Here is a 13839-nt window from a genome sequence, read left to right as displayed (position 1 = left end):
GTATTATACTTTACCATCTTTTATTCAAAAGATTGCGTTATTAACACAAAACTTTTTTTTGTCCTTTCACGTACCATTTCTGGCCCGATGGTCCTTCCATCTATTATAACCGACTCACCATTGGCCAGTTTCCCAAACATGGGGCCCGGAGGAACTCCCATTTTTCGTGCGAGATCGGGGTTGAACCTATCATCCGTAATATACAACACGTTTTCATCGAAAACATATTCAGTATCATAACGTCCTTTTAGTATTTTAATGCATTCGTTTACCAAAAAGGTAAGGAAATCCTCTGCATCCTGCTTCCAGAAAGTAAAGAACACATTTGAAACAGTTGCATCCTCTAATTCAAAATACACAATATTTGAGTTCTGAAGTACGTTTTTCAAAGCCGCAATGTCCACTGATTTGGCCAGTTTGATAAGCTCCTGATCTACCCTGACAGTTGTGACCGACATAGCATCCATACCCGAACCAGTGAGAGCCACCTCACCCAGCCTTTTCCGGATACCTTCGGAGAACTTCACCCGACCCAATAGATCATGCTCCTTCACCTTATGCAGGAATATCCTGAAGTCATCCCAACGGACACCTCTCATCTCCCTGATGTCACTCTCCCTTAGCAGTTCAAGACCGGATGAATCCGCCAGATCACGTATCTTCTTCCGATCTCCCGAAGACATCGATTTCCGGTCACAGTACACCAGATCGGCACCTGACCTCTCAACTGCCTGCCGGAACATAGCCCCATCAACATTCTGTATCTGGTAATTCGGGAAATTGTGCCCGAAGGTCACATCAGAACTAAAAATAAGATTAGTCTGCCTTGCAGCATAATGCCCACCGCCAAAACCAATGGCAACCGGACATTTTACCGGTTCCACAGCAAGGATAGCACGGGCAACTATATCACCGGCAGCAGTATCGACCCATTCTGATTCAGAACTTCCGATCTCCGCATACACCGAAGGAACGTTCAGGTCTGAAGGACCATGATGCGTTGACTCCATGGAGACGTCATAGTCAATATCACCAACCATTTCAGACATTGACAGGAGAATAGAACGCAAAGCAAATGGAGCTGCTTTTGCCAGCTCTCCCGGATTTCCGCCAAAATCGGCAGACCCCGGATTTCCTGTAAAATGAGACGTAAGCAACCGCCTTCCATCCGCACTCCTGTGCTTGGAAGCAAAAATTATGAGATCGCAGGGCAAACCGGCCTTCTTTAATTTCTCATCAATATTCTCCAGATAGATATGATGTATATTAACCTCCACGATCCGGAAATTACCACTCTCATAGACCTCGGACAGGTCTTCAATTATACCCGGAGGTAACTCCAACCTGCTCCATTCCCTGAGCCTGAGCAAATGATCTTTTATGTTCTGGCCTGCCATATCAACAGTCGAACAGATAATGATGATGTTTGTAGAACTTTCCTTATCGATAGTTGTCTGCATGATCAAAGGACCCCAATAGTAAATTACATTTAAGTCACAAGCTGTTCACAGCAATTAGAATAGCACAACTAATAACCTTTACCGCCTGCAGATGATAAGGGGGCGGAGGTCATACCTTTACCATATCGAATACCCACCTGCTAACACCCGGAGCAACATTCCCACACCGCCGGTAACCGATAACATTGAGCCCCATACCGGAATATTTCTTGATCAGACCTTCGATCTGCTCCCGGGTCTTGAACGTATAGAAATGCAAATATCCACCACTTCTTACAAGGGGAAGCACATCCTCAAGGAAACGGTCCATCCCATAAGGAGTTGGAATTATTACCCTGTCAAACTTTGCATTCAGCATATTCCCAATACATGATGCATCTGCAAGGATAGGACTTATGTTATCCTCCACATGGTTCAATTTGATGTTCTCAGCCAGCCATTTGCAAGCTGCCGGATTTTTCTCAAGAGCAATGACCTTGGCACCCTTTGATGCAGCAGGTATTGCAAATGGTCCGACCCCGCAGAAAGGAACCAGCACGTCCTCACCCTCCCGAACCTGGGAAGCCAACCTTTTTCTCTCAAAAGCAAGCCTCCCATTGAAAAAAACGTCCTTCAGGTCCATCTTATACCTGAGCCCGAATTCCATATGAGTTGTTAACGAGCTATCGCCAAGCAACAGTTCGAAACCGGCAACCCGATGATCACCTTCCAGCTTTGTCACCTTGTTAAGGACCCCCCGGATATTGCCCCTCTTTGACGAGATATACTCTGCAACAGAAAATCTATGATCCCTTAACTCAGGAGGGAACGATACCACTGCAACATCCCCGATAATATCAAAACGCTTAGGGATCAGATGACGAATTTCTTCAGGAAAGTCATCAAGATGTTTAAAGGAAGTCATTGAAAGGACTCCTGCCCGTACATTATCCAATACCAATTAAAGCTCATGAATTACAACTTATTAATTATAACTCATCAATACACTTTTGTGGACTTGATGTTCATAAACTCATAGAATCCGAACCTTGAAAGCTCCCTTCCAATGCCGCTTTTCTTTACACCGCCAAATGGCAGGTTTGCCTCGGGCCTGAAAAAGCCATTCACGCCAACAACCCCCGCCTGTATCTGACATGCAAGTGAGGAAGCCTTTACCTCATCCCCGCTCCAGATACTCGCACCCAGGCCAAACTCAGTAGCATTAGCGATATTCATAGCCTCAGCTTCATCTTTAACTGCAATAATAGGAGCAACCGGCCCGAAGGTCTCCTCTTTCATGACTCCCATATCCACGGTCACATCAGAAAGTACAACCGGTGAGAAATAGTAACCCTCGCCTTCCATACTGCCACCCTCAAGCTCTACTTTAGCACCCATTGAAACTGCTTCACTGACCTGTGCTTCAAGTAATGCAACCTGATCCTCACGGACCAGTGGACCAAGGTCTGTTTCAGGGTCCAGCGGGTCACCCAGCTTAAGTGCACGGGTCTTTTCCACAAAAAGAGCTGTGAACTCATCTGCAATTGATTCATCCACAATGAAGCGTTTGGATGAAATACAGGTCTGGCCTGTGTTGATAAAACGACCTGAAACAGCGACCTTTGCAGCCATTTCAATATCGGCATCTTCCAATACGATGAAAGGATCACTACCCCCGAGTTCAAGAACACATTTCTTCATGTTCCTACCCGCCGTTTCAGCCACTTTCTGACCTGAAGGAAGGCCACCAGTAAATGAAACTGCTGTGATCTCCGGCCTTGATATCAATGAGGAAGCCATAGGTCCGTCTACAAGAAGTGTCTGGAACACACCTTTTGGAACCCCTGCTTTCTCAAATATCTCCTCGATCTTAAGAGCACACATCGGAACATAGCTGGAATGCTTCAAAACCATTGTATTTCCGCCTGCAAGTACATGGGAAGCAGCACTCAGGACCTGCCAGAGAGGGAAATTCCAGGGTTTGATAGCAAGTATCGTGCCCATGGGCTCGAATGAAATGAAGGCTGATGAAGCATCATCCACAACGTCAGGCTCAAGAAGTGACTCGATATTGGAGGCAAAATAGTCGAACATGCTTGCACATTTTTCAACCTCCGGAAGCGACTGTTTTATGGGTTTGCCCATTTCTTTTGTAATGGTCTCTGCAAGGTCCTGTTCCTCCTTTCGAAGCATAGCAGCGACATCCTCAAGATAGACACCCCGCTCAGCAGCAGCAAGTGAACTCCATTCCAGGAACGTTTCGCTGGACCTTTTCAGTATCGAATTTACTTCTTCAGAGGAGTGCAATTCGAACTCACCATTGACATTCCCATTTGCAGGATTTATTGAGACCATTGCGTTCATAGTTGGCTAATTGATCCTAATTTAATATAAGAGAGGCGGATTTGATATCAATATATAAATGATAGTACCAGATGACAATATGGAGGTAGTTAAATGAACTACAAACCATACCGACCACTGAAAGCGATAGGGTATTCACTCCTCATCTGGGCGATCGGTTTTGTGTGTGGAACCGTTGTCTTCATGACCCCGGCGCTATCGGAGATACCCTCCATAGAATATGTTTCAAAAATGCCGGCCATATCGGTCCCGTTGCTTATCGCCTCTTTAATAGTCATACCATATCTTTCAAAGAGATACCTTGAAAATGCAGTTGACAAAATTGCAGAGGCAACAGTCCTTGGAGTGATCTTCCTTGTGATAAATGTACTTCTTGACCTGCTGATGTACCTGACGATCTATGACCAGGATTACTATACATACATATCAATATGGATCTCCTACGCATTTATCCTGATACTGCCAATGTACACCGGAAAACGCATGCAGAACTGAGCACTGGACCATAACAGAATACATATAAATGCATTCACTCCCAATATGTCGTTATGCAGCAATTACTTGACACCGCAGAAAAAATAAGGACAATGGAGATACGTGGAGCAGGAAGGATCGCCGAAGCCGCCTCTGCTGCACTTCGTGATTACGTACTGAGCCTCAAGGTCACCAACATAAAGGATTTTAATAAAAAAGTGGATGAAGCAGCAAATATCCTTATCCAGACACGTCCGACTGCCGTATCACTTCCAAATGCAGTACAGATCACAAAACATCATTATTCTGATGACGTGGCAGGAGCACGTGAGGAGATAATTCGCAACGCAGACGTATTCCTCAAGCAGGCAGGAGAAGCTCTTGATAAAATGGGAAAGATCGGTGCCAAAAGGATACATGACGGGGACGTCATCATGACACACTGCAATTCCCATGCAGCACTTTCGGTCATATCCACAGCTTTCAAACAGGGCAAGGATATCTCGGTCATAGCAACCGAGTCACGCCCGAGAAGGCAGGGGTTGCTTACCATAAGGGAACTGAACGATTACGGCATTCCCACCACATTGATCGTGGATTCTGCGGTCAGATATTCCATGAAAGAAGTTGACACCGTAATAGTTGGTGCTGATGCAATAACGATCAATGGTGCTCTTGTCAATAAGATAGGAACATCACAGCTGGCGCATGCTGCACATGAAGCAAGGAAGAATGTCCTGAGCGTTGCTGAAACTTTCAAGTTCAGCCCGAACACGATACTTGGTGACATGATCGATATCGAAGAAAGGTCGGCAGATGAGGTCATTGATCAGGAGATCCTTGCAGAAATGCCAAATGTGAAAGTCAAAAATCCTGCATTCGACATAACACCTGCCGAATACATTGACATAATAATTACAGAGGTCGGAGCATTCCCACCACAGATGGCCTACACCATCATCAAGGAACATCTCGGATGGGAACTCACTAATATCGGATGATCAGTGATCGGTCAAAGATAGCAACTAAAAGATAAGGTGATCAATAATTTGGTCACTTTTTTTACATACATTCAAATCATCAACTAAAAAAATGACCGCCGATCACTCGACGATCGTACCTACCGGACTTTCCTTATAATAACTTACCAGTTGCTCAACAGAATCTGTTGAAAAGGTTTCCTCTGAACCGAAAAGTATGCTCGAGAGGGATGGCCTGTTAATATAATATACTGAAGGCTCACCTTCGATACCTCCAAGTTCTGCCGCTGCATCAATCGCATCATACAGATTCCCAAAGTCATCGATCAGCCCGATCTCTTTTGCTTCCACAGCGATGTAGACGCGACCATCGGCAATATCCTTCACCTCGCTCTTTGTCATATTACGGTGCTCTGCAACACTGGTGATGAACAGGTCATAGACCTTGAGAACGACCGTGTCAGCATACTCCTTCTCCTCAGAGGTCAGACCCCTCCAGTCACCACCCATATCCTTGAACTCACCAGATTTAGAGATGTAGAAATCTATTCCTTCATTGTCATAATATTCCGACCGGTTCGTGTAAACGCCGATCACACCTATGCTCCCCGTTATCGTGGAAGGGTTTGCCAGTATCAGGTCTGCAGGTGCGGAAATATGGTATGCAGCACTTGCAGCCACATCGCCCATGGAAACGACCACAGGGATACCCTGTGCCTGGACATTCTCGATCTCAGTTATGATCTCCTCTGCTGCTGCCGGCGATCCGCCTCCGCTGTTCACCCTGAGGACTATTGCCTTGACACCTTCATCGGCTGCAGCTTCACGCAGGCTGTTACACACATCCTCTGATGTTGCATATCCAAAGCCGGAAGGAAGATTACCTGTAAGCATTACTCCCTGTACGTAGATCACTGCAACTTTATTATCAGAAGTATAGATCTCGCCACCAAAGGACAGGTAAATAACTGCAAAGCTTCCACCAATTATAAGCAACAATGCAGTGAACAATGCAATATATTGCCATTTATGGCTCTTTTTTGGAGCAGGCGGACTTTGTGGAGCTTCTTTTGCTTCCTTTGGAGGTATTGTGGTCCCCTCTTCTTTAACCTCCACAGGAGGGACATATTCTATAATATCATCATCCAATGTCTCAACTGATGGTACAACAACGCTGTCCGTCAGGTTGCCATCTTCATGAACATTGTCCAGTATCTCCGTATACTCGGGCTCAGGAGTCATCTCAAATGCTCCAAGATCCGGAGCATCCTCTACGGATTCTTCCAGAACTTCATCAAGAAGGCCTTCAGCATCATCTTTTCCATTCACGGGTTCTTCACTATAGGTCATTTAATACCTCTGATATATATTGTAAATTGACCTGAACATTCAAAAAGCTTCTCTTGTTGATAATATAAGCGAAATATATTTTATTATTGTAGACCATGCAAAAGGAAACTAATGATAATGGAGATAAAAAATGTCCAAATTCCCATCAGATAAACCAGTCCTCGTAACATGTGGGCTGCCATATGCAAATGGAAAGGCACACGTCGGCCATTTGCGTACATATATCCCTGCAGATATATTCACAAGATCCCTCCGTAAGACCGGACAGGAGGTCACTTTCGTGTGTGGTTCCGATACTCATGGAACCCCCATCGTTTTCAACGCGGAAGAGCTGAACACCACACCTAAAGAACTGATAAAGATATATCACAAGCATTTCGATGAGACCTTCAAGGAAATGGGTGTGATGTTCGATGCATTCGGCACGACCGATGATCAAACAAATCACGACCGTACTACCGAAATCGTCAACAAGCTTATCGAAAACGATTATGTTTTCCCAAAGACCATCGAGATCGCATATTGCCCGGCATGTGACCGCTTCCTCCCGGACAGGTATGTGAAAGGAACATGCCCGCACTGCAAGGAAGAGGCAAGGGGAGATGAGTGTGACCAGGGATGTGGAAAGCATCTTGAACCGGGAGAACTTGAGAATCCGACCTGTACAACATGCGGCGGACCTGCCGAATACAGGAAACAGGAGCACTATTTCTTTAAGCTGTCCCAGTTCAAGGATTTCCTGATAGAGCACCTTGAAAAACTCGGAGGAACCCTCAATGCAAGGAACTACGCACTTGGATGGATCAAACAGGAGCTGACCGACTGGTGCATCACAAGGAACCTTGAATGGGGAGTGCGCTTCCCGGGACATGATGAACTTGTGGTCTACGTGTGGGTGGATGCACCTATCGGATACATCGCGTTCACTGAAGAATGGGCAGAGGCAAATAATGAGAGCTGGGAGAAGTTCTGGAAAGAAGATTCACGCATCGTTCACTTCATCGGCGGAGATATCATATACCACCACTGCATCTTCTGGCCGGCCATGCTCAAAGGTGCCGGATACACACAGCCCTGGGCAGTTGTTGCATCAGGAATGGTGAAGATCGAGGACAAGACGTTCTCGAAGAGCCGTGGATATGTCGTATGGGTAGGAGAAGACTATCTTGACCATGGGTTCCACCCGGACCTTCTCCGTTACTACCTCGCAAGCTACACATCCCACACCAAGGAACTGAACTTCTCATGGGAGGTCTTCCAGGACAAGATCAATACTGAACTTGTAGGAGTTTTCGGAAACTTCCTGTACAGGACGCTCCTGTTCACCCACAAGAACTTCAAGGAGATCCCTGCAGGTGAGATCAAACAGGAAACACTGGATGAGATCAATTCAACCATTGAAGCTGCAAATGAGGCAATGGAGAACTATGAGTTCAAGAAATATGCTGACGCTGTAATGGCACTGGCATCATACGGAAACAGCTATTTCCAGTCCAACGAACCATGGAAGCTCATCAAAGAGAACAAAGAAGCATGTGGCGAAGTTGTTGCAAACTGCATACAGCTTGGAAAGGCACTGTGCCTGCTCTTTGAACCGATCCTGCCAGGTAAAATGGAAGATGCATGGAAGCAGATCGGAATGACAACAGATGTGCATGCAGCAGGATATGCTGAAGCCACAGAACTTGTTAAGAGCGGCACACCACTTGAAAAACCATCCATCCTCTTTGAGAAGGTAGAGGATGAAAAGACCGAACAGATGGAAGCCATTGCATCTGCAAGAGTTAAGGAAGCCATTGCAAAACAGAGTGGCAAGGAAGAAAAAGAAGAACCAAAGGAGATGAAAGAACTGATCACATTCGACGACTTTTCAAAGCTTGACCTGAGAATAGGAACCATCGTTTCTGCCGAAGAGATAAAGAAATCCAAGAAACTGCTTAAGCTGCAGGTCGACCTTGGCGAGGAAGAAACACGCCAGATCGTCGCCGGTATAAAGGAATCACACTCACCGGAAGAATTGCCCGGCAAGCAGGTACTTGTACTTACAAACCTCGCACCTGCAAAGCTTTGCGGAGTGGAGTCCAACGGCATGATACTTGCAGGAACTGATGAGGAAGGCAAAGCTATCCTGTTGCAGCCTGAGAAAGGAACCAATGCCGGAAATGGCATAATGTAAGTGTCAATGTAAAGCGAATTAAAATACAAGTGCGAGAGTAAACTTCAATAGTAAATGTGAAGTTGATCTCAAACCTAAATTAAAAAAGAAAGGAGAACAACTCTCCTTTTATTTCTCCATCAGCATCTCAAGATAAGATGTCCTGATGGAAGCCTCTTTTTTTATCCCAATGCTTTCAAGGAATTCGAACAGCAGTTCCCTGTGAGAATCAATATCCGAATCTGCTACTAATTCCACTTCAACGAACTCACCCAGGCCTTCAACTGAATCAAGGCAGATGGTGATATCATCGTATCTGTAGATATCCCGTGTTTTTTTCACAATTCCGGATTCAAAAAAACCAAGAGAAACAAGAATGCCCTTTGCTGCCGTCCCATCCACAGGGGTTTCAAATTCTTCCCTTGTCTTAGAGACGCTGTCGAGCTTCCTGCCCTTGTAGGTCATGCGCGTGCCACCGTTGACACTGCGCAACCTCAATGCTTCGTCAGTTTCTGCAAAATCACGATGCGGTGCATTGTAATACACATCAAGGTGATCTTCAGTTCGGATCTTGAGTGCGCCCATTCCCAGGATCCTGTCCCTGACAGGACCATGGTCGGCACGCACCTTGATCTCGATCTCTATCATCTTATGCAGGGATGTATTTAGTTCCGTAATAGATCATGCCCCTGTCGCCACCCTCACCGAGCTTCCTGAACACTGGCTTGACCTTCATCCCGATATGCACATCCTCAGGTTTGCAAACTATCTGGCTTGTGAACCTTGGACCCTCGTCCAGCTGGACAATACCAAGCACATAAGGAGCCTGATGTTCAAAACCTTCTGCTGCTGTGTGAATGACAGTATAGGTCACGATCTCACCGGGACCTGAGAACTTGTGAGACTCGATCTCACCGTCACGCCTGCACTTCGGGCATACGTTACGTGGTGGATAATAGTATGAATCACAGGTCTTGCAATGTGTTCCAACAAGGTTGTACCTGTGGATCTGATTTCTCCAGAATCTTGCTACAGACATCGATGATCACCTCTCCCTCGCTAAAATGTGTACAACTGCTGTCGCGCCGGAACCTCCGACGTTGTGGGTCATTCCCACCTCAGCCCCGTCTACCTGACGTCCGCCAGCCTCGCCGCGCAACTGCTGGGTGACCTCCACGACCTGCTTGATACCGGTAGCACCAACAGGATGTCCACATGATTTCAGACCACCTGAAGTGTTCACAGCGATCTTTCCGCCAATTGCTGTTTCTCCCTCTTCGGTCATCGTTCCACCCTCGCCTTTCTTTGCAAAGCCAAGGTCCTCGATAGCACATATCTCAGCAATGGTGAAACAGTCATGGACCTCAACAAGGTCGATGTCAGCTGGTGTCATCTTTGCCATCTCGAATGCACGCTTGCCTGCTGACACGGATGCATCCAGTGTTGTGATATCACGACGGTCATGCAGTGCGATGGTATCGCTTGCCTGTGCTGTTGCCTTAATGTAAATAGGCGTGTCCGTGTACTCATGTGCGACATCCGCAGGAGCCAGGACCACTGCCGCAGCACCATCTGTTATCGGAGAACAATCGAATATGTGTAATGGGTCTGCCACCATGATGGAGTTCAGTACACTGTCCACGGTTATAGGGTTCTTGTACTGTGCAATAGGATTCATGGAACCGTTCTTGTGGTTCTTGACCGCTACAGCTGCCATCTGTTCACTGGTAGTGCCATACTGGTGCATGTGCATCCTTGCGACCATTGCATAAAGGCCGGGGAACGTTGCACCCATTATGCCTTCCCACTCACGATCTGCCGCTGCTGCCAGAGCTGAAGAGGCTCCTGTGGATGAAACATCGGTCATCTTCTCAACACCTGCTGCCATCACAATATCCTCATGGCCTGAAGCAACTGCCATCACAGCCTGCCTGAATGCAAGACCACCTGAAGCACAGGCTGCTTCCACACGTGTTGACGGAACATGAAGGTCCAATGCCAGGCCTGAATAATCAGCGATCAAAGCACCAATGTGCTCCTGCTCAACGAACTGTCCACCACTCATGTTACCGACGTACATGCCATCCAGCCTGTCGCCGCTAACTCCTGAGTCCTCAATAGCTCCGACACCTGCTTCCACAACGATGTCCCTGAAGGAGCGTTCCCACATCTCACCGAACTTTGTGTTCTTTACACCAATAATTGCTACATCTCTCATATCAACACCCCTCATGTCAGCCTGATCTTTCCTTTATGCTTGGCATACATTGCATAGTCCATATAGATCGGATCTGCCAGTAGCCCTTCAACTGTAGGTGCAGCCTCGCGGACCTCATCGATCTTGTCGGTCACCCTGAAACTGAAGGCATCTCCGCCAGCTCCTGAACCGAATGCTGTTGCGAATATCCTGTCACCTGGTTTTGCCTGGTCAAGTGTTGCGGCAATACCCATCATGCATGAACCGGAGTAGGTGTTGCCCAGCCTTGGGACGACCAGACCGGGTTTGATCTGCTCTTTGCTGAATCCCAGCATCTTGGCAACCCTTGAAGGGAACTTACCATTAGGCTGGTGGAAAACAGCATTATCGTAATCAGAAGGGGAGGTCCCCATCTTTTCCATCAGGCCATTTGCAGCACCACTTACGTGCTTGAAATATCCCGGCTCTCCGGTGAACCTTCCACCGTGTTCAGGATAAGCCATGCCCTCACGTCTCCAGAAATCAGGGATATCAGTAGTAAATGAGTAAGTATCCTCAATAACCGCTACCATCTCAGATTCCTTGCTACCGATGATGCAAGCGACACCACCTGCTGCTGCAGTGTATTCCAGTGCATCGCCAGGAGCTCCCTGGGAAACATCGGCACCAATGGCCATTCCAAGATCGACCATTCCACTGGAGACCAGACCCATGCATGCCTGGATCGCAGCTGTACCTGCCTTACAGGCAAATTCAAAGTCAGCTGCTGTCATGGCCGGTGTTGCCTCAATGGCTTCAGCTACAATAGTACTGGTAGGCTTTACAGCATAAGGGTGGCTTTCAGAACCCGTATAAACGGCTCCGATACGTTTGGGATCTATGTTGTTTCGTGCTACTGCGGATCTTGCAGCCTCCACTGCAATTGTAGCAGTATCCTCATCCATGTCAGGTACTGATTTTTCATTTACCATCAGGCCTGCACTGAGAATATCTGCATCATCTCCCCATACACGGGCGATATCTTCTACTTTTATCCTATATTTGGGGATATAAGCACCATACGAGACAATCCCTACACTCATTGTTTTATTCACCTGTTTGATGTATTAAAAGTTTTCAAGATATATCTAAAAGAGATACTCTTTCACTCGATTATATGATACTGGCTGTACTTTTTCAGGACATCCACCAGTTCATCAATATCCATTGTCGTTGCAAGAAGTGGAATCCGATCTATCTCTGCCATCTTCCGGGCCATCGGATCGACCTTGTTACCTCTTATTCCGTGAATGACCACTGCACCGGGTTTCAGATTTGTGACGCGGATAGCCACCATTGGTGATTTTCCGGTAGAAACCTTTGTGAATATCATTGCACGCTCGGTACTCCAGCCATACAATTTCTGGAACTCATGGGATGAAAGCTCAAGAATAGCCTTTTTACTGTCCACGACAGTGAAACCGTAAAGCGGCTTTTCAACTCCCTTGTTCACAACATCTGCTTCGATCAGGGTTGCAAGCTTTGCAAGCTGTATAGGATATGTATACTCATACGTGGCATACACTGCCTTGGCACCCGGATCGGTATAAAGCATACCTTCATAACTATGGATCTTCTGTCCGCCTTTGGAAGAATCGATCTGCAAAAGTGCATCTACGATCTTGCTTACAATAAGAGTACCGGGAGATTTCCTTCTGCCGCTTTCATAATCACTTATCACAGAAGGAGACACGCCAAGATAACCAGACAGATCGGTTTGGGCAATATCAAAGTTCAATCGCCACTTCTTCAAAGCCTCTCCGGGCTTCTCAGATAAAGTGATCTCACCTGCCATCTTTTCAGCCAGACGCTGACGGATGTTCTCATAGGCCATATCTTCGGTCATGCTTCGTTAGTCAAGAGGAGGAATCTGCATATATATTTAGCGAATGGTATTACGACAATTGACGAATAAAAATCCTTATGTTGTTCAACTATTTATAAAATGCCGATAATGTCCTATAAATCATGCCCTTGATAAATCTCAAATTGCATGCAAATGTTTCTGAACTGACGCTGTACCTGAAGTGTCCCCGGCAGGTATACTATGCTTACCGAAACCATACGCTTGTACCAGAGATAACTGCCGAATACCTCGAGCACATGATGCTAAAAGAACTTTCCCTCGGATATCCTGATGCTATCGAGAGAACTACGGGTGAAAAACAGAATATCCATGACGAACTTAACATCGAAATGGAACGTGTAAAGGCCGAGCTGGAACTAATATATTCTACCGAACTACGAGACCTGCCCTTCAAAGTACTGGAAACTGCTGAAAGTGTTGTTTCTGAACAGATCGACAGCATTGCCATGAACCTTTCGGAAACTATCAGGAAGCATGGTAGAGAAGAGATCATACAAAGGATCAGGCCATGTCGCACAGAGCCGGTACTGCATTCTGACAAACTAAAGATGACCGGCATACCTTCTGCAATTGTGCACTACAAAGAAAAGATGGTACCGCTTAGTATCAGAACAGGCAAATGTCCGGATTCCGGTGTTTGGGGAAATGACAGGATCCACATTGCAGCCATTGCAATGCTTCTCGAGGACAACTATGAGGATAGTGTCGAGCATGGTTTTGTCCAATATGCAAGACATGGAAATATCCGAAAAGTGAAGATAAGGCCGGAAGACCGCCGACAGGTTCTGAAGATACGAAAGCGTGTTGACACTATAAAGGAAGGCATCCTGCCTGAAAGGAAAGAAGGTCCTATCTGCAAATATTGCAATTTTACAAAATTCTGTACCACTACGAAGTCATCTCTTGCTTCCAAACTCTTTTGAAAAGGTTCCAGCACCCAAAACCTATTTATGCATTCTTCCAGTGACCATCTA

General features: G+C 46.3%; 13 protein-coding genes. 4 read left to right on the top strand and 9 right to left on the bottom strand.

Translation table 11 applies throughout. The features are described 5' to 3' along the window. Positions 1 to 20 precede the first annotated feature (20 nt). The 3 genes from BMX02_RS03695 to BMX02_RS03685 form a co-directional block, all read right to left on the bottom strand. On the bottom strand, positions 21 to 1460 hold the full coding sequence (locus BMX02_RS03695; protein WP_091689277.1) for a D-aminoacyl-tRNA deacylase: 1440 nt from the start codon (positions 1458 to 1460) through the stop codon (positions 21 to 23). A 109-nt stretch (positions 1461 to 1569) separates the two neighbouring features. Then, a complete protein-coding gene (locus BMX02_RS03690) occupies positions 1570 to 2364 on the bottom strand; it encodes a class I SAM-dependent methyltransferase (RefSeq protein ID WP_091689275.1) in 795 nt (264 codons plus the stop codon). A 74-nt stretch (positions 2365 to 2438) separates the two neighbouring features. Beyond that, entirely contained in the window at positions 2439 to 3803 is a 1365-nt protein-coding gene (locus tag BMX02_RS03685; protein WP_091689273.1) for an NAD-dependent succinate-semialdehyde dehydrogenase, read from the bottom strand. Positions 3804 to 3896: 93 nt separating this feature from the next. On the opposite strand from BMX02_RS03685, the gene BMX02_RS03680 reads away from it, so the two are divergent. Together BMX02_RS03680 and BMX02_RS03675 are read left to right on the top strand one after the other, a co-directional pair. Beyond that, positions 3897 to 4298 (top strand): hypothetical protein, encoded by a 402-nt coding sequence (locus BMX02_RS03680; protein WP_091689272.1) that lies wholly within the window; start codon positions 3897 to 3899, stop codon positions 4296 to 4298. 53 nt (positions 4299 to 4351) lie between these two features. Next, a complete protein-coding gene (locus BMX02_RS03675; RefSeq protein WP_091689270.1) occupies positions 4352 to 5278 on the top strand; it encodes a ribose 1,5-bisphosphate isomerase in 927 nt (308 codons plus the stop codon). A 102-nt stretch (positions 5279 to 5380) separates the two neighbouring features. Here BMX02_RS03675 and sppA read toward each other — a convergent pair whose 3' ends face one another. Further along, positions 5381 to 6607: a signal peptide peptidase SppA gene (gene sppA, locus BMX02_RS03670; protein WP_091689268.1), complete on the bottom strand. Its 1227-nt coding sequence runs from the start codon at positions 6605 to 6607 to the stop codon at positions 5381 to 5383. Between the two features lie 130 nt (positions 6608 to 6737). Here sppA and metG point away from each other — a divergent pair, with 130 nt between their 5' ends. Continuing rightward, positions 6738 to 8783, top strand: coding sequence for a methionine--tRNA ligase (metG, locus tag BMX02_RS03665; protein WP_091689266.1), 2046 nt, complete (start codon positions 6738 to 6740; stop codon positions 8781 to 8783). Between the two features lie 108 nt (positions 8784 to 8891). Here the strand turns inward: metG and cyaB are convergent, their stop codons facing one another. The 5 genes from cyaB to BMX02_RS03640 form a co-directional block, all read right to left on the bottom strand. Next, a complete protein-coding gene (gene cyaB, locus BMX02_RS03660; RefSeq protein WP_091689264.1) occupies positions 8892 to 9410 on the bottom strand; it encodes a class IV adenylate cyclase in 519 nt (172 codons plus the stop codon). 1 nt (position 9411) lies between these two features. Further along, on the bottom strand, positions 9412 to 9801 hold the full coding sequence (locus BMX02_RS03655; protein ID WP_091689263.1) for a Zn-ribbon domain-containing OB-fold protein: 390 nt from the start codon (positions 9799 to 9801) through the stop codon (positions 9412 to 9414). A 6-nt stretch (positions 9802 to 9807) separates the two neighbouring features. Beyond that, a complete protein-coding gene (locus tag BMX02_RS03650) occupies positions 9808 to 10980 on the bottom strand; it encodes an acetyl-CoA acetyltransferase (protein WP_091689658.1) in 1173 nt (390 codons plus the stop codon). An 11-nt stretch (positions 10981 to 10991) separates the two neighbouring features. After that, the gene (locus tag BMX02_RS03645; RefSeq protein WP_091689261.1) at positions 10992 to 12041 is read right to left on the bottom strand and encodes a hydroxymethylglutaryl-CoA synthase; all 1050 of its coding nucleotides are present in this window, start codon (positions 12039 to 12041) and stop codon (positions 10992 to 10994) included. A 62-nt stretch (positions 12042 to 12103) separates the two neighbouring features. Further along, positions 12104 to 12844, bottom strand: coding sequence for a helix-turn-helix domain-containing protein (locus tag BMX02_RS03640; protein WP_091689259.1), 741 nt, complete (start codon positions 12842 to 12844; stop codon positions 12104 to 12106). A 122-nt stretch (positions 12845 to 12966) separates the two neighbouring features. Between BMX02_RS03640 and BMX02_RS03635 the strand changes: the two genes are divergently transcribed. After that, positions 12967 to 13788, top strand: a complete 822-nt coding sequence (locus BMX02_RS03635; protein WP_091689257.1) for a CRISPR-associated protein Cas4 — start codon at positions 12967 to 12969, stop codon at positions 13786 to 13788. The last annotated feature ends 51 nt before the right edge of the window (positions 13789 to 13839 follow it).

This window comes from Methanococcoides vulcani (assembly GCF_900111645.1).
In the GTDB taxonomy this organism is placed as follows: Archaea; Halobacteriota; Methanosarcinia; order Methanosarcinales; family Methanosarcinaceae; genus Methanococcoides; species Methanococcoides vulcani.
Note: the sequence above shows the minus strand (reverse complement) of the source record. Positions and strands in the feature narration are given on the sequence as shown.